Genomic DNA, 22,796 nt, shown 5'->3' with positions numbered 1-22,796 from the left:
ATGAAAAGACTGTTTCGTTTTCTATTAAAATGTTGTTTTTGGTTTGTCGTAATTACAGTGTTATGGGTAGCATTGTATCGCTACATGCCTGTATATTATACCCCTTTAATGGCTATTCGTTCTTTTGAAAACACCGAAAAAACGTCAACTTTTAAACATAAATGGGTAAACATGGAAGCAATTTCAATGCATTTACAAAAAGCTGTGATTTGTAGTGAAGACCAGAAGTTTGTAATCCATAATGGTTTTGATATCGAAGCTATTGAAAAGGCTTACCAAAACAATAAAAAATCAAAACGTATTAAAGGCGCAAGTACTATAAGTCAGCAAACCGCAAAAAACGTGTTTTTATGGCCTAATAGAAGTTGGTTACGTAAAGGTTTAGAAACTTATTTTACGTTTTTAATCGAAAAATTATGGTCTAAAGAGCGCATTTTAGAAGTGTACCTTAACAGCATCGAAATGGGTAATGGTATTTACGGCGCAGAAGCAGCAGCTCAACATTGGTTTGGTATATCGGCTAACCGATTAAACATAAATCAAGCAGCTGCAATTGCAGCAATTTTGCCTAATCCAAGACGCTATAAAGCACAACCAGCAACCAGTTATATTTCGGCAAGAAAACAATGGATTATCAAACAAATGGGTTTTTACGGACCATTAAAATTTCCTAAGAAAAACGATGAAAAACCGAAGCATTAAAACCCAATTATTACAGCTTTGTAACCAAAGTTTAGAGACGCGTTTACAAAGTGTTTTGGCGGTTATTGAAGATATAAAACAAAGTCTGCAAAGCGAAACTAAAAGTAGCGCAGGCGATAAGCACGAAACGGGTCGCGCCATGTTGCAATTAGAACGCGAAAAAGCAGGACATCAATTAGCTGAAATTGAAAAAACGAAACAAATTCTGTCTAAAATTAACACCGAATCAACCTCTAAAAATATTGGTTTAGGTAGTGTTGTTTTCACTACAGCTTCCAATTATTTTATTAGTATTAGCGCTGGAGAACTTAAAGTTGAAAATGAAACCTTTTACGCCATTTCTGCAAGTACACCAATTGGTCAATTGCTTCTCGGAAAATTGGTTGGTGATAAAGTAACTTTTAGAAATTTGTCTTTTGAAATTACAGAGATTATATAAACAAAAAAGCAGACCAACATATGTTAGTCCACTTTCTTCCTTTCTAAGATTTATTTTTTCTTCTTTTCTCTCTTTTTACACGCCAAGGTGCATTTTTTTGCCAATCGCCTGCCATAATACAACCATAAGGTAAAACCTCGTCAATAACATTTCCTAAACCGTATTCCTCCATTTGGTTTCTAACGGTTTGAGCGTTTTTATAAGCGCTTGGTAATTCGGTAATATCAATTTCTTTAGAGAAAAACCGAACATCTAATCCGCGTGTTTCTTCCTTAAAAATTTGCATAATGCTTCCCGTTTTGCTCTTTCTATGCTGTGTACGGCTTACGTTTCTTCCAGCACCATGCGGCGCAAAACCTAAATTGGTTTTGGTAGTTACACCGTCAACAATTAAAACAGGTTCGCTCATGTTTAAAGGTATTAACCTTGGACCTGTAATATCTGGCATAAACTTAGTATCTAAAGGTGTTGCGCCTTTAGCGTGGTAAAATAAATCACCATCTTTAAACACAAAGTTATGCTCGTTCCAGTAACGGTTTTCAATAGCTATTTCTAAGCTTTCAGCAACCGAATTATGAATCACCTCATGATTGGTTTTTGTCCATTGTCTTATGGTCTGCAAGGCTTGCCAATAGTCTTTTCCTTCTTCGGTATCAAAAGGAATCCATGCGTTTTGTTTTAACGTTTCTGGTGATAATATTTTTCTAAAACGTTCGGCAATTTTCATCCCTTTAGTAAATAATCTAGCACCAGGACCACGTGATCCGTGATGCGTTACCAACATAGTGTTTCCTGTTTTTTTAGATGTACCAACAAACAAGAAATGGTTACCATCGCCTTGCGTTCCTAAATGTGCTCTTGCCGCTTGAATCATTTGTTGATCTTTTAAGAAATAATTGTTTTCAAAAGCTTCTAATAATTCCTTCGGAAATCTAAATTGCGTATTTCTATCGCGTCCGCCAGGACCAAAATGCGTATTAGCATGTGCTGCATCTAACACGTCTTTTGGGTCTGCTTTTCCAAAGTCTGTTAGCATGACTGAACAACAAATATCTGCACTATGCATACCAGGATGAATGGCATTTTTTGCTACTGCAACGCCACCAACAGGAATGGTTCCGTCTGGTCCCGTTGGGCAAGCATCTGGCATAATGGCACCATTGACTAATGTTGGTGTTTTCATTAAGGTTTGCATCGAGTTAATGACTTTAGAAACGTTATCTTCTTCTAGCTCGTTTTCTGCTTTTATGTTAATTGAAAAATCTACTGGTGTTTTATGCAATGGTAATGGATCTGGTAACTTGTATTGCTCTAAATAACTTTGTAAAGCATCGCCTTGTAATTGGTTTTCGTTGATGTAAACCAATGCTTCTTGCATCCATTTGCCTTGTCTGTAACCTAAATTGATTAAGTCTTTTCCGGTTATTTTTGTGTTTGTTTCCATTGTTTTATTTCCCACGTTAGTGGTAATGTTTTTTTCTTTTATCTTTCTCGTTAATGAGATTCTTCGCTTACGCTCTGAATGACATTACAAATATTATAGTGTATTGCGCAATGTTTTTGCGTATTATAAATTTTGGTCATTGCTGACTTCAAAAACACTTGTGGTTAGTCTCGTTCTTAACGGACTGCCCGCGTAAGCGATTGAAGTGGCATCCTTTTGCTTGCAAAAGATATAACGTAAAGCGCGACCACGCCACTAAAAGCGTGGTTACGCCCAAAAAATTACTTGTTTACTGAAAAAATATCTTTTAATTGCTCGATGACGTTTCCGGCTACGGTGATTTCGCCAATTTTATCGGCTATTTTTTCTACGTATTCCATTTCTTTTAATTTGAACAACATGCTGTTGTCTTCCATTAATTTTGCGGTATTTAACAAGCTACGTGTCGATGCGGTTTCTTCGCGTCTTGTAATTACGTTGGCTTGCGCTTTTTTCTGTGCAATTAATACTTGGTTCATGATGTCTTTCATGTCGCCTGGTAAAATTACATCGCGCATACCGGCATGTAATACGTTTACGCCTAACTTGCTGGCTTGCGCTTTTACGTCTTCTAGAACTGCTTTTGCTATTTGGTCTTTTTGCTCTAACAATTCGTCTAAGGTGTAAGCGCCAACGTATGCTCTTAAGGCTAATTGCAAGCTTGTGTACAATTGTTTTTCGTAATCTTTATTTTGCATTAATGCTGTTTCGATATCGATTACGTTGTACTGTGCGTAAAAGTTAATACGCACTGCTGCTTTGTCTTTGGTTAACAACTCTTGACCTGACACTTCTAATTGTAACTGACGTAAATCTGCTTTTGCGATTTTTATAGTTTGATTGTTTTTCCAGAAGTGGTATGTACCGTGATCTAGGATTTTATCGAACTTATCGTCTACAATCATAATGGCTTTTTCGTAAGCTGCTACTTCGAAAGCGCGTATGTACTGTCTTAATTGCATATTGGTGTATAACGACTTGCTAATGTTTTCTGTGATTTCGATTTTACTTAAATCTACAGTAACAAATTTATAGTCTACCAACGTGTTCCAAAAGGTGTATTGACCAGCGGTTAGCACTTGCTTAAAGTTGTTATATGTGTACACTAAAACAATTTGGTTGTCTTCTACATTTACAACGTGTAACATGTTGGCTAAAGCTTGGTCTTCTAGTAAGATTTCCAATGCTTTAGGCGCATTAAAAGCTGTAGTTAAGCTGTACTTTGCAACGGTTTCGTTAAAGCCTAACCAATGTGTACCACTTGTAATTACGCGTTTGTAATCACCGTTTTTAAATACTAAACCTACGTTTCCTGCATGAATTCTTACTCTCTTCATGATTTCTAATTATTATGTTCTGATTGCATTATTTTTTAAATATCAGAACGGTTATACATTTATAATAGGGTTTTCAAGCTTATGCTGAAAATGATCTATTCTTTGTTAAAGCAAAATAAAAGTTAACCATCTTTCTAACTACGGAAATACTATGGTTTTATAGCGCTTTACATAATGTTTAGTAGATGATTTTTAAATGTTTACACCGAAATAATTTCAATGATTTAATTTAAAAATGAATCTTTAAAAGATTACCCAAAGTGACTTTAAATACACTAGTATTTCAAGGTGTTGTCTAGACTGCTTTTTGTAAAAATTACATAAGCTTGCCAACTTATACTTTGCTTTTGTTTTTAGAGCCATTTTTTACGTGATGGCAACACCGGTGGTCGATTTTTACAAGTGACCTTCTTGATCAAAAAAGATGGATTAAAGTCCATTTTCAAAACTGTAACCTAAATATAGCGCGTTTGCCAATTTCGCCACAAGACCGTTAGATCTTGGTAGGATTCGAACCTACAATTTGAATCTATTGCTTAACCGCTAAGCTACTTCCCGTTAGAGAAGACAGGATTCGAACCTGTGTACATAGATGGATTATTTATTTGGTTAAATAACCGAAAACCTTCAAGTCAAGTTGAACATAAAAACCTAATGCGAAACCGCAAGGATTTATACAATAGTGCTATACAGAAACACACAACAAGACTTGCTTGATATTTTACACCTAAGTTTGATTACTGTTTTTATGGATACAATTGATTTCTTTTAATTTTTGAATTAACGAACAAAGAGAAATTCGATTGTTTGAGATTCTTCAGTCGTACCTCCTTCTGAACGACAAAATTCGCTTTATTACATTCCAAGAAATTTTGATTATCCATTATATGCAAATCAAACTATGGTTGTTTTTTAAATGTTTAAGAACTTTTAATAAGCTTCACCAGTTCCTGCGACTGGTGAAGCGCTGCTGTTACATTAAGCTTGATTCCACAAAGCTTATTGTTAATGACTCTGCAAATATTTTACGCTATTGCGCAATGTTTTTGCGTAGTTTGAAAAATTATTTTTTATTCTTCTTTTTCTTGTCTTTTTTGCTCTTTTTCTTCTTAGAGGCTTTTTTCTTTTTGGGTTTTATCTTGTCTTTTATTCTGGATATTTCGTTATCAATATGACTGATAAAACCATTGTTGTAACCAAATGCTTTTGCTGTTTTTAATGCTTTTATGGCTTTTTTATAGTCTTGCTGATTTTCAAAAAGCAATCCTTGACATTGCCAAATAACACCTTTGTCTATGCCTTTTACGGTTAACGCAAAGTCTATTAAGTTTTGCGCTGCTTCGTAATCGTCGTTCCAGATTAATACTAAAATGTATTTCTCATAAACCTTGTGAAACTCCATTTTACTTGCCAACGCTTCTGCATAAAATTGTTTGGCTTTTTCGTAATCGCCTAATTGTTCTGCTTGTAATCGTCCCATTAAATACAAAGCGTAAGCGTTGTTACTTTCGTAAGACAAGGCGTAGTTTAGGTTTTCTACGGTTTCTTCTAAATCGTATGGATAGGCATCTATAGCTTTAAGCACGTAGTTGTTTAACAAATTCGTGTCCATTGTTTTGTGTTTTTAATTCTGAATTTTATCCAGAATTTGATTTAATATTTTCGTTCTTGAAACACTTCGACTGCGCTCAGTGTGACATCGCGATTTTAAAATTCTTTAGTTTCGGGAAATGTTTAGCAGACTTGCTAATAGCTGAAAAAAAAAAATCCGAAACAGTTTAAAATTTGCTTCGGATTTTTCATTTTGTATGAGTTTACAAAAGTTTATCTACAATAATCACGAAGCGTCACAAAAGGCCATTTTCCTTTTGGCTTTGGTTGATATGTTATAAATAAACGCATTGTTCTTGTTTTTAATTTTACTTGTTTTGGCTGTTGTTAGTAAGCCAATTGCGCTGCAAAGATTTAGATTTATTTTTCAATTTTCAAAATTTATTTTTTGAATTTCAGGAAATTACAACCCTTAATACGTAGTATTAACTTTTTTTGAAAAAAGCAAGAATTTTTTGTTTTAAACCTAAAATTGCTCAAAAAATTGAAGTACGCAAATTAATTGCGCAGAAATTATTTACCTTTATTTCATTCGAAAAAATTGAGAAAAATGGCTGTAAATAAAAATGCATTAATTAGATATAAAACCATTGATAAATGTCTTCAAAACAATTATCGGGAATGGACACTTGACGACTTAATTACCGTTTGTTCTGATGCGCTTTATGAGTACGAAGGTAAAGACATTGATGTGAGCAAACGTACAGTGCAGTTAGATATACAAATGATGCGTAGTGATAAGCTTGGATATAATGCTCCAATAGTGGTTTATAACCGTAAATTTTATAAATATGACGATCCTGAATACAGCATTGTAAACATACCAGTAACCGATAAAGATATTAAGGTAATGAACGAAGCTATACAAGTGCTAAGGCAATTTAAAGACTTCTCGTTGTTTAAAGAAATGGATGGCGTTTTACAGCGTTTAGAAGATTCGGTTTATGCGTCGCAAAAGGACAATCGCGCTATTATTCATTTAGACAAAAACGAACAGCTAAAAGGTTTAGAGTTTATTGATGTTATTTATAACGCGATACAAAATAAAAAAGTGATTAAAGTATCATATCAATCGTTCTCTGCAAGAACTTCTAGCGTTATGCAAGTGCATCCTCAGTTGTTAAAAGAATTTAATAACCGTTGGTTTTTGCTGGCGTCTCACAAACAAAAAATGATGACTTTAGCTTTAGATAGAATATTAAACATCGATGTTGAAAACGGCGTAGATTATGTTGATTTACAAATTGATGGTGATACATACTACAAGGAAGTCATTGGCGTTACGGTAGCAAATTATAGAGCGCAACGCGTACAGTTTTGGGTTGATAAAAAAAACGCACCTTATGTAATTACAAAACCGTTTCACTCATCGCAACGAACCATTGAAATTAGAGATGACGGTACAATTTTCAATATTTTCGTTCAGCATAATTTTGAGTTAGAACGACTTATTTTAGGCTTTGGTGATAGTATTGAAGTTTTAAAACCAAAAAAATTAAGAGATCGCATTTTGAAGAAACTAAAGCAATCGGTTAAGAATTATTCCGAAATTGACAAGAAAACCTCTTGACCTTTTTCTATTGAAGTATCATGCTCAAAAAATACTTTTTCTTCTTTTAAATCAGCTTCAATTAAATAATGATAGCCTTTAAAATAACAGGTAATTACAGTTGCCTTTAGATTAGATTTATCAATGACTTTCAACTGATTTGCGTAAACAATTTGGTCATCAATCACATTAAATTCACTAAAAAACGAAGCAATTAATGGTGTTTTGGGATTGTTGTACAACGCTTCTGGTTTGCCTTGTTCTAAAATTTGTTGGTTTTCTAGTACAATCATCGTGTCGGCAAACCCTAAAACATCTTCTTTATCGTGAGTCGCCACAATACACGTAATATTTTTGTCTTTTAAATACTTAAACACATTACGTCGTAAGCTTTGTTTTTTAAAATTATCAATATGGCTAAAAGGCTCATCCAACAAGATAATTTCAGGTTGTTTTGCTAATGCTCTAGCTAAAGCGACGCGTTGTTTTTGTCCACCAGATAGCGTTTTTACTTTCACGTTTGCAAAAGCCTCTAATTCTACAACTTTTAGTAGTTCGTTGGTGCGTTTTTCGCTTTCTTCAGGATAAAATCGAGAGAGGTATTTCGAAATGTTTTCGGAAACACTTATGTATGGCATCAAATCGAATTCTTGGTGTACATATTTCATAAAATCGTAACCAATAACCAAGTTGTATTTAGGACCGAGAATTTCGGTGTCTTTCCAAAAGATTTGTCCTTGGTTTAAATCAAATTCACCATAAATAAGATTAAGCAACGTACTTTTTCCTGAGCCACTTTCACCAATAACAGCAAGATTTTCGCCTATATCAACCTTAAAAGAAATGTCTTTTAAAATAGGTGATTTTTGATATGAAAATGTTAGATTTTGTACGTTAAGCATAGTTGCAAAAATAAAAAGACCTCACAGGTTTTTAAAGCTTGTGAGGTCTAAATTTATATTAAGACGTTTTAATTTTTAAACTTTCAATTTTTTCTGGTAGTATATCAAAACCCATATTGAATAAGGTGAATCCATAAATATCTGCATATTGCTCTATGGTTTTGCTAACTGGTGTACCAGCACCGTGACCAGCATCGGTTTCTATTCTAATTAATACAGGATTGTCTCCAGATTGTTTTTCTTGTAATTCTGCTGCAAATTTAAAACTATGTGCAGGTACAACTCTATCATCATGATCACCAGTAGTTACCATAGTTGCAGGATATTTTACACCTTCTTTTACATTGTGTACTGGCGAATATCCTTTTAAATACTCAAACATATCTTTGCTGTCTTCTGCAGTACCATAATCGTATGCCCAACCTGCACCAGCAGTAAATGTATGATAACGTAACATATCTAAAACGCCAACAGCTGGAAGCGCTACTTTGGCGAGGTCTGGGCGCTGCGTCATTACAGCACCAACCAATAAACCACCATTTGAACCTCCACGTAAGGCTAAATTTTGAGACGTTGTATAGTTTGAAATAATAAGGTATTCCGCGGCAGCGATAAAATCATCAAACACATTTTGTTTTTGCATTTTAGTTCCTGCATCGTGCCATGCTTTACCATACTCGCCACCACCACGCAAATTCGGCACCGCCAAAACACCACCTTGCTCTAACCAAACCGCATTGGTAATGCTAAATGCTGGCGTTAAACTAATATTGAAACCGCCGTAACCATATAAAATGGTTGGGTTCTCACCATTTAATTGCAGATCCTTTTTGTGCGTGATTATCATTGGTATTTTAGTTCCATCTTTTGAAGTGTAAAACACCTGCTTACTTGTGTAATTTTTTGGGTTAAAATCGATTTTTGGTTGCCAATACAGTGTGTAACTTCCGGTTTCTAAATCTAATTTGTAAGTACTGGTTGGCGTGTAATAATTTGAAAACGAAAAATAGCACGTGGTGTCCTCTTTTTTACTGCTAAAACCATGGGCAGTACCCAAACCCGGTAAATTTATGTCGCGCACAAAACCGCCATTACAGGTGTATTGTTTTACCGCCGAAATCGCATCAACCATATAATGTGCAAACAAATAGCCGCCACTTTTTGCAATGGTTAAAACTTGATTAGTTTCTGGGATGAGATCTTCCCAATTTTCAGACTCAGGATTATTAAAACTAACCGAAACGACTTTTTTATTTGGTGCATTTAGGTTGGTTACTAAAAGAAGTTTATCGCCTTTATTATCTAGTAAATAAGTGTCCGAATCGGTATGATTTATAATTGGTTTTAATGTGCTGCTATCATCATTTAAATCTTTTATAAATAACTTATTTCCGGAGGTTGAAACCCTTGGCGTAAGAACTAAAAACCGATTATCTTCGGTAACATTAGCGTAAATATAGCGGTGTTTTTCTCCTGGCTTTCCGCCGTAAATTAAAGTATCTTTTTGTTGCGATGTGTTTAATTTATGATAAAATACCAAATGCTGATCGGTTTTTGCCGAAAGTTCGCTGCCATCTGGCTTTTGGTAACTTGAATAGTAAAAACCTTCGTCTTTGTACCACGATAATTGCGAAAATTTTACGTTTACCAAAGCATCTTCAACAATGGCTTTTGTGGTAACATTCATAATGTATACTTTACGCCAATCGCTACCACCTTCTGAAATGGTATAAGCTAAAAACTTTCCGCTTTTAGAAAAACTCAACGCGCCTAACGAAATGGTTCCATCTTGTGAAAATGTATTAGGATCTAGAAAAACCTCAGCTTTATCACTATCTTTTGACTTTCTATAAATAACATCTTGGTTTTGTAACCCGTTGTTTTTGCTAAAATATATGTAATCGCCTTCTTTAAATGGAGCACTTATTTTTTCGTAATTCCAAAGAGTTTCTAAACGGTTTTTTAACCGATTTCTATAGGGAATTTGATTTAAGTAATTATTTGTAACCAAGTTTTGAGCTTTTACCCAAGCTTTGGTTTCGTCGCTTCTATCGTCTTCTAACCATCTGTAAGGGTCTTTTACTTTGGTGTTAAAATAGGTGTCTACAACATTATATTTTTTAGTAAAAGGATATTTCACGTTACTGTTTTGAGGGGTTTTATTAGATAAATAAACTAAGAAGGGAGAAGTGCTATTTTTTATGCTAAGGTAAATAAAAAAGCTCCTTCGAACTAGGTTGAAGGAGCTTTAGTTTAAATGTTTAGTAGGTAAAAGTATTATACCAAATTATTAGTAACCAAATATTCAGCTATTTGAATAGTGTTTGTTGCAGCACCTTTACGAAGGTTATCGGCAACAATCCACATATTTAAAGAGTTTGGTTGCGTTTCGTCTCTACGAATGCGTCCTACAAAAACCTCATCTTTTTCATGTGCAAAAATTGGCATAGGATAAGAATTATTGGCTGTATCGTCTTGAACAACAACACCTGGTGTTTCACTTAAAAGTTGGCGTACTTCAGCTAAATCGAAATCATTTTCAAACTCAACGTTTACAGACTCACTGTGTCCGCCCGCAGTAGGAATTCTAACTGCTGTAGCCGAAACAGAAAACGTTTTATCGTCCATAATTTTTTGTGGCTCGCGCGCTAACTTCATTTCTTCTTTAGTGTATCCGTTTTCTAAAAACACATCACAATGCGGTAATGCATTTCTACCAATTGGGTAAGGATACGCCATTTCACCTTCTACACCTGCAATTTCGTTTTCTAATTGGCGAACAGCTTTTACACCAGTTCCTGAAACCGATTGGTAGGTTGAAACCACCACACGTTTCATTTTATATTTCTTATGTAACGGATTTAAAGCCATTACTAACTGAATAGTAGAACAGTTTGGGTTGGCAATAATTTTATCGTCTTTAGTTAAAACAGAAGCGTTAATTTCTGGAACAACTAATTTTTTTGAAGGATCCATTCTCCAAGCGGAAGAATTATCGACAACGGTTGTACCTGCTTCGGCAAATTTTGGAGCCCATTCTAAAGAGGTATCTCCACCAGCAGAAAATAAAGCGATATCTGGTTTCATTGAAACAGCTGTTTCTAAACCAACAACCGTATAATCTTCACCTTTATAATTTATTCTTTTTCCTACTGATCGCTCTGAAGCTACAGGAATTAATTCTGAAACTGGAAAATTGCGTTCTGCAAGAACTTTTAGCATCACCTCGCCAACCATACCAGTGGCGCCTACAACAGCTACTTTCATTTTTATAAATTTTAGTTTAAATGTGCTGGCAAAATTACATAAAAAAAGACCTTATTTGTATATAAATAAGGTCTTTTAACAACTTATAACAAGCTGTTTAATATTTAACTTTTTGTTATTTTTTTAACAAATCACGAATTTCAGCAAGTAAGTCTTCTTGACTTGGTCCTTTTGGAGCTTCTTCAGCTGGTTCTTCTTTCTTTTTCATTTTATTAATGCCTTTTACAATCATAAACATTACGAATGCTACAATAATAAAATCTATTACATTGGTTAAAAATTCACCCCAAAGTAACGCTACCTCACCTACTTTTTCACCTGCGTCGTTAAGCGTACCTTCGGTAAGAATAAGTTTTTGGTCTTTAAAATCTGATTTGAAAATTAACCCAATTAATGGAGATACAATGCCTCCTGTAAAAGATGTTACTACTTGTTTAAAAGCAGCACCCATTACAAAACCAACTGCAATGTCTACAAGGTTGCCCTTCATTGCAAATTCTTTAAACTCTTTTAACATGATAAAATATTTATAGTTAGTGAACACTAAGGTAAATAAAAAAATCAATAAAATATTAAAGTTTACTTTAAATACCTACGTTTAACGCGTTGTGAAATAGCTGTAATAATTTCGTACGAAATGGTTTTAGCACCTTCAGCAAGAGCTTCAGCAGTATGTGTTTGATCGAAAATTATAGCTTCATCTCCTTCGTTACAAGTAATATTTGTAACATCAACCATAATCATATCCATACAAACATTGCCAACAATTGGGGCTTTTTGGTTATTAATAACAACAAAACCCTTGCCTTTTCCGTATTGTCGACCAATACCATCGGCATGACCAATAGGTAAAGTTGCTGTTTTCATATCGGTAGCTGCAATATGCGCTCTATTATAACCCACCGACGCGCCTTTTTTAATGGTATGAATTTGAGAAATAACCGTTTTTAAAGTACCAATTGGTGTAAAATTTTGGTTTTCTTTTGCAGAATTTCCAAAGCCATACAACCCAATACCACTGCGAACCATATCGAAATGCGCTTCAGGATAATTTAAAATACCCGATGTATTACACAAATGAAATATTGGCTTATAACCCAATGCATCTATTACATTATGGGAAATACTTGTAAATTTTTTAATTTGATTTTGAGTAAATACCTTTTCGTTTAAATCTTCGCTGGCAACCAAATGCGAAAATGCCGATTTTACAACAACAGCATCATTATTTTCTAAAATTTTAGCAATGGCATTAATAGCTTCATCTGTAAAACCCAAACGGTTTAATCCCGTATTAAATTTAAGATGAATAGGATAATTTTGCATATTTTCGGCGGAAGTCAATGCTATAAACTCCTCTAAAATTTTAAGACTATATAAACTAGGTTCTAACCTGTATTCTAATAATGTTTTAAAATTTACCGCTTGTGGATGTAACACTAAAATAGGCGTTTTTATGCCAGCCTTTCTTAGCGCAATACCTTCGCTGGTGTAGGCTACGGCAAAATAATCGGCGCCAAGTGTTTCCAGGTGTTTGGCAATGGCTTCGGCATCGTTACCATATGCAAAAGCTTTTACAACCGCTAAAAATTTAGTGTTTGGTTGTAGTTTCGATTTTAGGTAATTATAGTTTTGTTGTAGTGCAGTTAAGTTTATTTCCAGCACCGTTTCATTGGCTTTCGGCATCGGGCTTGTTGGGTTTAGGTATTTCCTCTGGGTTATTTACCTTTATGTTATGCACTTTATCGCGCATCATAGCTTTGTAATATGCAGCTCTACTAAGCGGTTCGTATTCTTCAGTTTCACCTAAAAGCACCAATTTATCGTTTTGCGCTTTGCGGTAACTGTATTGCGCCAAATTTCCAGTTCTGGTACAAACGGCGTGTACTTTGGTAACGTATTCGGCCGTGGCCATTAAATTGGGCATTGGGCCAAAAGGATTGCCTTTAAAATCCATATCTAAACCAGCCACAATTACACGAATCCCTTTATTTGCTAGGTCGTTACAAATGCGTACAATTTCATCGTCGAAAAACTGGGCTTCATCAATACCAACAACATCGCAACCATCGGCCAAAATAGGAATATTGGCAGCGGCAGGCACGGGCGTCGATCGAATTTCGTTAGCATCATGCGACACCACCATTTCTTCGTCGTAACGCACATCTATCGCAGGTTTAAAAATTTCAACTTTCTGCTTTGCAAATTGGGCGCGTTTTAATCGGCGAATAAGCTCTTCGGTTTTACCAGAGAACATGGAGCCACAAATAACTTCAATCCAACCAAATTGTTCTTTATGATTTACTGTATTTTCAAGAAACATTTTGTAAATTTAACACTAAAACAAATCGAATTTTCGTTTGTATAAAGGTGGCGCAAATTTATTAAAAAACAAACGCCTGTTAATAACAATTAAAAAATAAAATAATGAAGAAGAAGTTAGAATCTGAACTCATTAGTATTGCACATAGAATTCTGAAACTTAAAGGAAAAGAAGATATTTTTAAAATGCACGCCGAAGTTGCCTTGTTGTTCGAGAAACTTTCTGTTTTAAAATTTGCCGAAGAAAACGCCGAAGCAGGCATGCCAAGTATTGGTAGCAACTCGTCTTTTTTTGGCATGCTCGACAGTGCTTTTAACAATAAAATTAGCGATAGTATTGAGGTAGAAGACAAGGTTTATATAAAACTTGAAGACGACAACGAAGAGGAAATCATGGAGCACGCCATACATAAAATTAAAGATATGGTAACGCTTATGCCCGAAAAAGTGGAGCAAGCGACGCCAGTAAAAACGCAGCAAAAACCCGATTTCGACGATATTACTGCCGGTTTTAAAGAAACACCAATTTTCGAACCAGTCACTAAAGTAAATCCGGTAGCAACCGAAAAAAAATCGCTTAACGACAAACTCAATATCAATAAGTTAAACATTGGCTTAAACGATAAAATTGCATTTATAAAGAACCTTTTTAATGGTAAAAGTGAAGATTACGACCGTGTTATTTCGCAATTAAACACCACGGAAACCTTTAGCGAAGCCCAACAATTTATAGGTAACATGATTAAGCCCGATTACAACAATTGGTTAGGAAAAGAAGAGTTTGAAGAACGCTTTTTAGAAATTATAGAAGCTAAATTCAATTAAGTTTTTGGGTGTTACCGCGCTAAAATAGCTATCGCAAGCGCGGTCGTGCTTTTCGTTATATCTTTTTTTATTATTTGTAATACATTTGCAATGTTAAAGCACTTCAACATGTAATAGGTTTTTTAAATTATTTTAAAGCCCGTTCAATAAAAAAAGGATGCCACTGCAATCACTAACACATGAGTAAACTCTACATTGTACCAACACCAATAGGCAATTTAAAAGACATAACCTTTCGTGCCATTGAGGTACTAAAGGAAGCGGATTTAATACTAGCCGAAGACACGCGAACATCGGGCAAGCTCCTCAAACACTTCGAAATTGCAACACCAATGCAGTCGCACCATATGCATAACGAGCACAAAACGGTTAACAGTATCATACAAAAATTAAAAGCAGGAACAACCATTGCTTTGGTAAGCGATGCTGGTACACCTGCTATTTCCGATCCAGGTTTTTTACTCTCAAGAGCTTGTATAGAAAACGAAATTGATATTGAATGTTTACCAGGTGCTACGGCATTTGTGCCTGCATTGGTAAACAGCGGTTTACCAAACGATAAGTTTATATTCGAAGGTTTTTTACCTGTAAAAAAAGGGCGTCAAACCCGATTAACATTACTCGCCGAAGAAACCCGCACCATGATTTTTTACGAAAGCCCACATAAATTAGTAAAAACCCTTGGGCATTTTTGCGAGTATTTTGGTGAAGACAGAGAGGTATCGGTTTCTCGTGAATTAACTAAAATGTTTGAAGAAACCATTCGAGGTACAGCCAAAGAGGTGTTAGATTATTACACCAACAAGCTGCCTAAAGGAGAAATTGTTATTATTGTAGGCGGAAAAAAATAAACTAACGCGTAAATAAAACATAAAATGACTATTGATACCTTCACAACCAAACTAAAAAACAACTCAAAAGCCATCGCGTTTTCAGAAACTATGGAAACCATTGAGGCGAACTACAATTTTACGCCAACAGCATTTACAAATGGCGATTTACATAATGAGGCGGGGCAAAATTCGGGTTCATGTAAATTGTTTGCCTTTGCTAAAAAGCAAAATTTTAGTAAAGCAGAAACGTTAGCTTGTTTTGGTCAGTTTTATTTCGATGAGGTTTTAAACGATCCTGATGGAACTGGACACCAAAACATAAGAAATTTTATGAAAACGGGCTTTGAAGGTTTAACCTTTGAAGGCGAGGTTTTAGTGGAGAAATAGCATTTTATTATCATTCAAAAAGCCAAACGACTGAAGAATCTTGTTTTTTAAATGAAACTCTTCGGTTTTTATACTGATAATATACTTTAAACGATATGTCATTCTGAACTTGATTCAGAATCTTTTTCAAAACTAAATCAATTTTTTTTAATGAAAAGCATTTGTGAATTTGTGGCAATAAAATGCGTTAAAACCTCAAAATCAATAGCGATTTATCTCTTATTTTAGTACCTTCACTACACACTAAAACCCAATGTTTATGGAGGTTATTTTAAAGCCTTATCAACTAAAACTAAAACATACATTTACCATTTCGCGCGAGTCGCACGATGTACAACCCTCATTAATTGTTCAATTGAATGATGATGGTTTTTTGGGTTTAGGTGAAGCCACTTCTAATCCGTATTACAATATCACGGTTGAAAAAATGCGAGATGCTATTTCGGCATTAATTCCAGAGATACAAGCACATAAAAACAAAACACCCGAAGCCTTTTGGGACGTATTTTATCCCAAACTTAAAAATAACATGTTTGCTCTTTGCGCATTAGATTTAGCTTTTACCGATTTATATTCCCAAAAACAAGGCAAAAAACTTTACGAACTTTGGGGTTACAAAACCGAGAACAATCCGTTAACCGATTATACTATTGGTATTGATACCGTTGAAAAAATGGTAGCCAAAATGAAAGAATTGCCATGGCCCATTTATAAAATTAAGTTAGGCACTAAAGAAGATATTAAAATTGTAACCGAACTTCGTAAACATACCGATGCCGTTTTTAGAATTGATGCCAATTGCGGTTGGACTGTAGATGAAACTATTAAAAATGCTATTGAATTAAAAAAACTGGGTGTTGAATTTTTAGAACAACCCTTAAAAGCCGATGATTGGGACGGCCATAAAAAAGTGTTTGAAACATCGGTTTTACCAATTATTGCCGACGAAAGCTGCCAAGTAGAAGGCGATATTAAACAATGCCACAACCACTTTCATGGCGTAAACGTTAAGCTGGTAAAATGTGGCGGATTAACACCGGCGCGTCGCATGCTTAATGAAGCTAAAAGCTTAGGCATGAAAACCATGGTGGGTTGTATGACGGAATCCTCGGTTGGTATTTCGGCCATTGCACATTTACTACCGCTACTCGATTATGTAGATATGGATGGGGCGCTTTTACTTTCCGAAGATATCGCAAACGGCGTAACCATAACAAACGGCGTTATAAACTACAGTACTAAAAATGGCGTTGGCGTTACTTTAATTTAAGAAAATGATTGTAAACCAATTTCCAGACAGAATAATTCAAATTGAAGGTGAAGATTATCTATATTTTGGAGGCACCGCCTATTTGGGCTTACCAACACACCTAACTTTTTTAGAACATTTATCCGAAGGTTTAAAAATTTGGGGTTCGTTTTACGGAAGCTCAAGAAACTCAAACATAAAACTATCTATTTTTGAGGAAGCCGAAGCGCTTTTTGCAGAACAAATTGGTGCTGAAGCTGTTGTTACTACCTCATCGGGAACTTTAGCAGGGAAATTGGTATTGGAACATTTTTCGAAAAAGAATTGTTCTTTTTATCATTACCCCAAAACGCATCCTGCTATTTTACAAAACAACAGTTTGCCCTTGTTTATTGATGGAAATTTACACCCAAAATTATTAAATAACACTGCAGAGGATGTTGTAATAACCGCCGATGCTATTTTAGGTTTAGAGGTTGAAGCGACTGATTTTAATTTACTTGAAACTATTTCAAAAGCTAAAAAAATCACTTTAATTGTTGATGAATCGCATAGTTTAGGCATTATGGGTAAACATGGGAATGGTGTTTTTAATAGTATACCCAACACCTGTTTACATCGAAAAATAATGGTGTCGTCGTTAGGGAAAGCTTTAGGGTTATCAGGAGGTATTATTGCTTCTGATGCCGATTTTATTGAAGATTTAAAAAGCGAAGCATTATTTGTATCATCGTCGTGCACAAATTCGGCGTATTTGTATGCCTATTTAAAATCTCAAGCAATTATTAAAACACAACAAGAGCAGCTTAAAGAAAACTTACAGTTTTTGTTTGATGATTTTAAACCTTCCGAAGCCTTAAAATTTCACAAGGATTATCCTGTTATTTATTCTGAAGACGAAACCTTGTACCCCAAACTACTCAAAGAACAAATTGTAATTACCAATTTTAAATACCCAACTTACAAAAACTTTATGAGTCGTATTGTTATTACAGCAAACCACACCAAAGACGATTTATTAAAACTGAAGAAAACCTTGAGTTGATAACAAAAAAAACCTCAGCATTTCTGCTAAGGTTTTTTACTCGCTATCAAAAAAATCAACTATTATTCAAAAAGCCAAATATTGGTAATTGAAGTAGTTTCGTCGTAGGTAATATTTTCGTTTGAATTTGTTTCTGTTGAAGGATAAATTGAGCGTCTAAACCATTGCCCTACATATTCACTTTCAGAATCTTCTTCCAATCGAAGCGCTAAATCTTTAAAAACATCCGACGAAAAATCGTAACGGCGCATATCGTTGTAAGTTTCAACATTATGAAAATTTGCTATGTATTTTTCTTTCATAATATGGTTAAGCATAAGTCCTGCTTCTCCAACTGCAACAGCTGTATCGGCGAGGTAATCTGTACCGCTAACTCCAATTTCATCCATGCTTGCTTCAATTCCTGCTAAGTAAGCATTGTAACCGGCGGTTGAGATTCCAGAGCTTGTAGTGGTACCGCCATTGGCTAAAAATTCGGCTTCAGCTTTAATAAACATGGCTTCAGCATAAGTCATTAAAATTAATGGAGCAGTGGCGCTGGTGTGATAACCACCATCTTTATAAAATGTATTTCCGTCTTCACCATCAGACGATTCACCAGTTCCGCCATTCATAAAACCTCTCCAAGGATCACCAGGTTCGCCTTCGTTTTCGAAAAATTCCGGAAGTCTTGGGTCAATTTCAACTACACCACTTTCAAAAGGGTACGTGGTACCATTCATCATGCTCACAATTTGGTCGTTTGGAGCGCGATAGAAATTCGAGGTGTTTCGAGCTAAAATATTGGTAGAGTAAAATGGATTTATTTCTCCTTCGGGAAACTCGAGCATAATATTGTCGCTATTTGATGTAAAACCATTATTTATTGAAGCTAAAACATCGCTAGCCGTTGCGCCACCTGTATTTATTAATTTTAATTGCATACGCGCTTTAAATGTGTATGCGGCTCGCAACCATTGGTCGAAATCGCCATCGTAAAATAAATCTTCGGCACCCATTAAAATTTGAGAGTTGTCCGCGCCTTCTAAATCTGAAATTGCTTCGTTAAGTATACTTAAGGCTTGTGCATAAACAGTTTCGCCATCATCTAATTTTGGGTAAGGAAAGGTGAAGGCATCTCCGGCTTCAGAATAGGGTACATCGCCCCAACATTCTACAGCTAAGCTTAAATTTACAGCTTCAAGTATTTTTACTACCGCTTTATAATGGACAGCACCTTGCTCGTCGGCTTTGGTTTTTAAAACTTCAATATTTGGTAAAGCTTCAGTGTAAATATTGGACCATGTAGATGAGGTACTGGTTAATCCGGCAGCGCCATAACCATACGATCCAAAATATTGCGTATAATTTCCATACGATAATTCGGCATAGTAAAAGGCGTATACGGTGTTAAACATTACTGGGCCAATAATGTCTTTCATATCTAAAGCTTCTTCGGTTTGTGCACTCGAAGGGGTGTTTACGTCTAAATAGTCTTCGCAACTATAAATTCCTGTAGTTAGTAAAACTAAAAGGAGTATGTTTTTTATTTTATTTTTCATAATGCTTTTTTTAAAATCCTACAGTTAAACCAAATGAGTAATTTTCGGTTAAAGGAATACCTCTACCTGTAAACCCGTATTTATTACTGCCTGCAGAGTAATCACTTCCTTCCGGATCGAACCCATCAAAAGGTGTCCACAGTAAAATGTTGTTTAGGTTTGCACTAAACTCGAAACGACTAAGGTGTAGTTTTTCTAAGATAGAAGGATTAATGCTATAACTAAAACCTAGACTTCTTATTTTTACCCAAGAGGCGTCTTGTAATAAATATTCGGCATTTCTTCGTCCATAAGCCGTCCAGTTAAACATTCTATAACCAGTAACCGATTCTGGAGAAAAATCGGCAACGGTGGTATTAGGTATATAGGTTCCAGGGTTATCTGGGTCTTCCATAACACCATCAAAGAGGTATTGGCCATCGCCTTCTCTAAACTGCATGGTAAATTGTGATTGTCCCATACGGTTTAAAATATAACGTTGCCAAGAGTATTTATCGCCACCTTTTTTCCATTCGAACATAAAATTAAAGGCAAAATTTTTCCATTTAATGTTACTTCCTAAACTCATAATGAAATCGGGAGTGGCATCGCCTACTATTTTAAGCGCATCATCGGTTACTGTTGTTGTTGGTAAACCAATGCTAGAATCTATAATAAGTTCGCCGTCTTCAGTTCTATCAAACTCATAACCATAAATAGCACCAATATTATCACCTTCTCTTGGTTGTAAATAAAGGTATGCTCCAGTAAGATCGGTAGAGAAGTTAATGTATGGTACTTCTTCGGGTAAGTCTACAATCTTTCCTTGGTTTTTCGCAAAATTATAAGTTAAAGAAACATTTAAATCTTTCGATTTTACAATATCTCCACTTATTAAAAGTTCGTGTCCGCTTGTTTCATACAATCCTGAATTTCTTTTTATTGAGGTAACCGATGTTGAAGGTGCTGTATTTGTTGAAAAAATAGCATCATGAACGTTGCTTTTAAAGTAAGCGTAATCTACCCTAAATCGGTTTTTAAAGAAACGTAAATCAGCACCATATTCCCAACCTTTGGTCATTTCTGCCTTAAGATTTGGGTCAGCAATGGTTTTGTCGGCAATATAACCGCCTGTGCCACCCCATGGGAAATTACCATCTGGGTAGAAGAAGTATCCGGTTTGACCAAAAGTAGTGTCGTTACCCACTTGCGCATAAGAAACTCTAAGTTTTCCAAAACTAAAAATATCGTTAGTTCCAAATAAACTTTGAATGTTGTATGCTAAACTAACCGATGGATAAAAATAGGAGTTGTTTTCTATTGGAAGTGTTGACGACCAGTCGTTTCTTCCTGTAACCGAAAGGAATAATTTATCGTCGTAATCGAGTTTTAATTCTCCAAAAACACCAATAGTTCTTGTTTGAGCCACATAATTTGAAACTGTAAAGTTTTCTTGGGCATTACTCATATGATTAAAATGAGGAATATTTAAATTTTGCCCATACATTCTATAAGATGTTCTTTTAAAATCTCTAACCGAGTTACCAACAAGTAGAGACGCCGAAAGTTTTTCGGAAATGTCTTTTGTGAAGGTTGCTAATAAGTTAGATTCTAGTCCCATAAAATCGTAAACTTGATCTATAATAAAGCCATTTACTTGAGAACCAGTATCTAATTCTGGTGGTACAAAACGATTAAGAAGCGTTGTATAATTATCAACCTGTGCGGTGTAATTAATATTAACCCATTCTTTAGGTGTCCAGTTTAAATTTAAGTTTCCTAACCAGCGGTTAGTATCTTCGGTTAAACCGCTAATGTAGGCGTTATATTTTGGGTTGTCTATCCATCCTGGGTATGGGTTTCTAGACGATCCGTCGGCGTTAAGAAAATCGTTAATTGGGAAGGTTGGCGACCAATATCCTAAGGCACTAATAATAGATTTATCACCACCAGTTGGTTTTCTAGAATCAGATTTGGTATACATTACCGAGGTATTTATTTTAAAACTTTCGGTAGCCTGAAAACCAGCTTTAAATCGTAAGGCTGTTTTAGCAAAATCGGTATAAGGAATTATACCATCGGTTTTCGAGTTTGCTGCCGAAAAGTAATAGTCTATTTTTTCGGTTGCTCCAGAAATATCAAAATTAATATTTTTATTTATGCCGGTATCGAACAGCTCGTCGTATGGGTCGTAAAACTTATCATTCGATAAATCGTAAGTTTCTCCATCTTGTAAAATGGAATTATCAGAATATCTTACTCCCCAATTATAAGGTCCCGAGCTTGATGTTCCAGAAATGTATTGGTATCCCGACTGTGTTTCGGGGAAGTACAAGGTGTTTGTTTCGCCGTAAAAACCTTGTCTAAATTCTTTTTGTAATTCGGGAGCTTTTGTAACATTACTAAGCGTTGTAGAAACACTTAAATTAATTTTTGGCTTCCCTTGTTTTCCCTTTTTAGTGGTAATTACAATTACGCCATTTGCGCCTGCGCTACCATAAAGCGCTGTTGCGGCGGCACCTTTAAGTACGTTAAAGCTATCAATATCTTCTGGATTTAAATCGCCAATTCTACTAGCAAACGAAAATTGCTCGTTACTACCAGAAGCATTACTACCTGCTGCCGGTAGAATACTACCAGTAAATGTATCGTTGTTTAAAGTAACACCGTCCATAATAATAAGCGGTTGGTTGTTTTGTGTGGGATCCATAGAAGACATCCCTCTAACCAAAATATCTACACCGCCACCAGCAGTACCAGAAGGGTTGCTAATTTGCAAACCTGCAACCTGACCTTGCAAAGCCAAAATAGGGTTGGTATTACCAGTTAAATTTAAATCTTCGGCTTTTACTTGCGTTACAGAATAACCAAGCGATTTTTCTTTCTTTTCAATACCAAAAGCGGTAACAACAACTTCATCGAGTGCATCGGTGCTTTCGGTTAAGCTTACATTTAAGGTTGAGCCTTCAACGCTAACTTCTTTGGTTTCAAAACCAATAAACGAAAAGGTTAGCACATCGCCAGTTTTTGCCGAAATGCTGTATACACCATCAAAATCGGTTGAGGTTCCTTGGTTTGTGTCTTTAATTTGAATATTCACACCAGGTAAAGGCACGCCAGAAGCGTCGGTTACCTTACCGCTTACAGTAATGTTTTGGGCAAACAATAAACTACAAGTGGTTGTGAAAAAAACAAGAAGAGCGAGGGTAGTTTTTTTCTTCATACGAATTAATTTTGAGTTAATAGTCACTCAAATATAAAAAAAGTAATGCGTTTTTTTGCGTGTTTGTGCATTTTTTTTGCAAAATAAATTTGAAAATTGCAT

Annotated in this window: 19 protein-coding genes; 8 read left to right on the top strand and 11 right to left on the bottom strand. The window is 35.3% G+C overall.

The features are described from left to right. Positions 1-702 (top strand): monofunctional biosynthetic peptidoglycan transglycosylase, encoded by a 702-nt coding sequence (mtgA, locus tag PK35_RS04615; protein ID WP_082048522.1) that lies wholly within the window; start codon positions 1-3, stop codon positions 700-702. Continuing rightward, positions 683-1,141 carry a 3-oxoacyl-ACP synthase gene (locus PK35_RS04610; RefSeq protein ID WP_044625511.1) on the top strand — a complete coding sequence of 153 codons (459 nt, stop codon included), beginning with the start codon at positions 683-685 and terminating at the stop codon, positions 1,139-1,141. The genes mtgA and PK35_RS04610 overlap by 20 nt, the downstream gene beginning before the upstream one ends. A 43-nt stretch (positions 1,142-1,184) precedes the next feature. Here PK35_RS04610 and PK35_RS04605 read toward each other — a convergent pair whose 3' ends face one another. The 3 genes from PK35_RS04605 to PK35_RS04595 all read right to left on the bottom strand — a co-directional run bounded on the left by PK35_RS04605 (position 1,185) and on the right by PK35_RS04595 (position 5,573). Further along, positions 1,185-2,585 carry an RtcB family protein gene (locus PK35_RS04605; protein WP_044625510.1) on the bottom strand — a complete coding sequence of 467 codons (1,401 nt, stop codon included), beginning with the start codon at positions 2,583-2,585 and terminating at the stop codon, positions 1,185-1,187. Positions 2,586-2,866: 281 nt separating this feature from the next. Beyond that, positions 2,867-3,961, bottom strand: coding sequence for a slipin family protein (locus PK35_RS04600; RefSeq protein ID WP_044625509.1), 1,095 nt, complete (start codon positions 3,959-3,961; stop codon positions 2,867-2,869). Positions 3,962-5,024: 1,063 nt separating this feature from the next. Further along, complete coding sequence (locus PK35_RS04595; protein ID WP_044625508.1) at positions 5,025-5,573, bottom strand: tetratricopeptide repeat protein; 549 nt, start codon at positions 5,571-5,573, stop codon at positions 5,025-5,027. Positions 5,574-6,122: 549 nt separating this feature from the next. Here PK35_RS04595 and PK35_RS04590 point away from each other — a divergent pair. Next, entirely contained in the window at positions 6,123-7,142 is a 1,020-nt protein-coding gene (locus tag PK35_RS04590; RefSeq protein ID WP_044625507.1) for a helix-turn-helix transcriptional regulator, read from the top strand. On the opposite strand, the gene PK35_RS04585 is transcribed toward PK35_RS04590, so the two are convergent. The 6 genes from PK35_RS04585 to PK35_RS04560 all read right to left on the bottom strand — a co-directional run bounded on the left by PK35_RS04585 (position 7,112) and on the right by PK35_RS04560 (position 13,613). After that, a complete protein-coding gene (locus PK35_RS04585) occupies positions 7,112-8,023 on the bottom strand; it encodes an ABC transporter ATP-binding protein (protein ID WP_044625506.1) in 912 nt (303 codons plus the stop codon). The genes PK35_RS04590 and PK35_RS04585 overlap by 31 nt on opposite strands. Before the next feature lie 58 nt (positions 8,024-8,081). Next, a complete protein-coding gene (locus tag PK35_RS04580; RefSeq protein WP_044625505.1) occupies positions 8,082-10,226 on the bottom strand; it encodes a prolyl oligopeptidase family serine peptidase in 2,145 nt (714 codons plus the stop codon). A 74-nt stretch (positions 10,227-10,300) separates the two neighbouring features. After that, positions 10,301-11,290 carry an aspartate-semialdehyde dehydrogenase gene (locus PK35_RS04575; RefSeq protein ID WP_044625504.1) on the bottom strand — a complete coding sequence of 330 codons (990 nt, stop codon included), beginning with the start codon at positions 11,288-11,290 and terminating at the stop codon, positions 10,301-10,303. Between the two features lie 115 nt (positions 11,291-11,405). Beyond that, positions 11,406-11,807, bottom strand: a complete 402-nt coding sequence (gene mscL, locus PK35_RS04570) for a large-conductance mechanosensitive channel protein MscL (RefSeq protein WP_044625503.1) — start codon at positions 11,805-11,807, stop codon at positions 11,406-11,408. A gap of 62 nt (positions 11,808-11,869) precedes the next feature. Next, the gene (gene alr, locus PK35_RS04565) at positions 11,870-12,976 is read right to left on the bottom strand and encodes an alanine racemase (RefSeq protein WP_044625502.1); all 1,107 of its coding nucleotides are present in this window, start codon (positions 12,974-12,976) and stop codon (positions 11,870-11,872) included. Next, the gene (locus PK35_RS04560) at positions 12,960-13,613 is read right to left on the bottom strand and encodes a thymidine kinase (protein ID WP_044625501.1); all 654 of its coding nucleotides are present in this window, start codon (positions 13,611-13,613) and stop codon (positions 12,960-12,962) included. The genes alr and PK35_RS04560 overlap by 17 nt, the downstream gene beginning before the upstream one ends. Before the next feature lie 104 nt (positions 13,614-13,717). Here PK35_RS04560 and PK35_RS04555 point away from each other — a divergent pair, with 104 nt between their 5' ends. From PK35_RS04555 to PK35_RS04535, 5 genes are all read left to right on the top strand, one after another. After that, complete coding sequence (locus tag PK35_RS04555; protein WP_044625500.1) at positions 13,718-14,437, top strand: hypothetical protein; 720 nt, start codon at positions 13,718-13,720, stop codon at positions 14,435-14,437. A gap of 179 nt (positions 14,438-14,616) precedes the next feature. Then, on the top strand, positions 14,617-15,288 hold the full coding sequence (gene rsmI, locus PK35_RS04550) for a 16S rRNA (cytidine(1402)-2'-O)-methyltransferase (RefSeq protein ID WP_044625499.1): 672 nt from the start codon (positions 14,617-14,619) through the stop codon (positions 15,286-15,288). 24 nt (positions 15,289-15,312) lie between these two features. Beyond that, positions 15,313-15,657, top strand: a complete 345-nt coding sequence (locus PK35_RS04545) for a HopJ type III effector protein (RefSeq protein ID WP_044625498.1) — start codon at positions 15,313-15,315, stop codon at positions 15,655-15,657. Positions 15,658-15,916: 259 nt separating this feature from the next. Further along, positions 15,917-16,927, top strand: coding sequence for a dipeptide epimerase (locus PK35_RS04540; RefSeq protein WP_044625497.1), 1,011 nt, complete (start codon positions 15,917-15,919; stop codon positions 16,925-16,927). Between the two features lie 4 nt (positions 16,928-16,931). Then, positions 16,932-17,951 carry an aminotransferase class I/II-fold pyridoxal phosphate-dependent enzyme gene (locus PK35_RS04535; protein ID WP_044625496.1) on the top strand — a complete coding sequence of 340 codons (1,020 nt, stop codon included), beginning with the start codon at positions 16,932-16,934 and terminating at the stop codon, positions 17,949-17,951. 62 nt (positions 17,952-18,013) lie between these two features. On the opposite strand, the gene PK35_RS04530 is transcribed toward PK35_RS04535, so the two are convergent. Both PK35_RS04530 and PK35_RS04525 read right to left on the bottom strand, forming a co-directional pair. Beyond that, a complete protein-coding gene (locus PK35_RS04530) occupies positions 18,014-19,492 on the bottom strand; it encodes a SusD/RagB family nutrient-binding outer membrane lipoprotein (protein WP_044625495.1) in 1,479 nt (492 codons plus the stop codon). A gap of 10 nt (positions 19,493-19,502) precedes the next feature. Beyond that, positions 19,503-22,694: a SusC/RagA family TonB-linked outer membrane protein gene (locus PK35_RS04525; RefSeq protein ID WP_044625494.1), complete on the bottom strand. Its 3,192-nt coding sequence runs from the start codon at positions 22,692-22,694 to the stop codon at positions 19,503-19,505. Positions 22,695-22,796 lie beyond the last annotated feature (102 nt).

This window comes from Neotamlana nanhaiensis (genome assembly GCF_000943555.1).
Lineage (GTDB): Bacteria > Bacteroidota > Bacteroidia > Flavobacteriales > Flavobacteriaceae > Neotamlana > Neotamlana nanhaiensis.
This window is presented reverse-complemented; position numbering and strand designations above follow the sequence as displayed.

What these genes read in the sequence shown, in the direction of transcription:
- mtgA (WP_082048522.1), top strand. Translation starts at nt 1, where the DNA reads ATGAAAAGACTGTTTCGTTTTCTATTAAAATGTTGTTTTTGGTTTGTC.
- PK35_RS04610 (WP_044625511.1), top strand. Translation starts at nt 683, where the DNA reads ATGAAAAACCGAAGCATTAAAACCCAATTATTACAGCTTTGTAACCAA.
- PK35_RS04605 (WP_044625510.1), bottom strand. Translation starts at nt 2,585, where the DNA reads ATGGAAACAAACACAAAAATAACCGGAAAAGACTTAATCAATTTAGGT.
- PK35_RS04600 (WP_044625509.1), bottom strand. Translation starts at nt 3,961, where the DNA reads ATGAAGAGAGTAAGAATTCATGCAGGAAACGTAGGTTTAGTATTTAAA.
- PK35_RS04595 (WP_044625508.1), bottom strand. Translation starts at nt 5,573, where the DNA reads ATGGACACGAATTTGTTAAACAACTACGTGCTTAAAGCTATAGATGCC.
- PK35_RS04590 (WP_044625507.1), top strand. Translation starts at nt 6,123, where the DNA reads ATGGCTGTAAATAAAAATGCATTAATTAGATATAAAACCATTGATAAA.
- PK35_RS04585 (WP_044625506.1), bottom strand. Translation starts at nt 8,023, where the DNA reads ATGCTTAACGTACAAAATCTAACATTTTCATATCAAAAATCACCTATT.
- PK35_RS04575 (WP_044625504.1), bottom strand. Translation starts at nt 11,290, where the DNA reads ATGAAAGTAGCTGTTGTAGGCGCCACTGGTATGGTTGGCGAGGTGATG.
- mscL (WP_044625503.1), bottom strand. Translation starts at nt 11,807, where the DNA reads ATGTTAAAAGAGTTTAAAGAATTTGCAATGAAGGGCAACCTTGTAGAC.
- alr (WP_044625502.1), bottom strand. Translation starts at nt 12,976, where the DNA reads ATGCCGAAAGCCAATGAAACGGTGCTGGAAATAAACTTAACTGCACTA.
- PK35_RS04560 (WP_044625501.1), bottom strand. Translation starts at nt 13,613, where the DNA reads ATGTTTCTTGAAAATACAGTAAATCATAAAGAACAATTTGGTTGGATT.
- PK35_RS04555 (WP_044625500.1), top strand. Translation starts at nt 13,718, where the DNA reads ATGAAGAAGAAGTTAGAATCTGAACTCATTAGTATTGCACATAGAATT.
- rsmI (WP_044625499.1), top strand. Translation starts at nt 14,617, where the DNA reads ATGAGTAAACTCTACATTGTACCAACACCAATAGGCAATTTAAAAGAC.
- PK35_RS04545 (WP_044625498.1), top strand. Translation starts at nt 15,313, where the DNA reads ATGACTATTGATACCTTCACAACCAAACTAAAAAACAACTCAAAAGCC.
- PK35_RS04540 (WP_044625497.1), top strand. Translation starts at nt 15,917, where the DNA reads ATGGAGGTTATTTTAAAGCCTTATCAACTAAAACTAAAACATACATTT.
- PK35_RS04535 (WP_044625496.1), top strand. Translation starts at nt 16,932, where the DNA reads ATGATTGTAAACCAATTTCCAGACAGAATAATTCAAATTGAAGGTGAA.
- PK35_RS04530 (WP_044625495.1), bottom strand. Translation starts at nt 19,492, where the DNA reads ATGAAAAATAAAATAAAAAACATACTCCTTTTAGTTTTACTAACTACA.
- PK35_RS04525 (WP_044625494.1), bottom strand. Translation starts at nt 22,694, where the DNA reads ATGAAGAAAAAAACTACCCTCGCTCTTCTTGTTTTTTTCACAACCACT.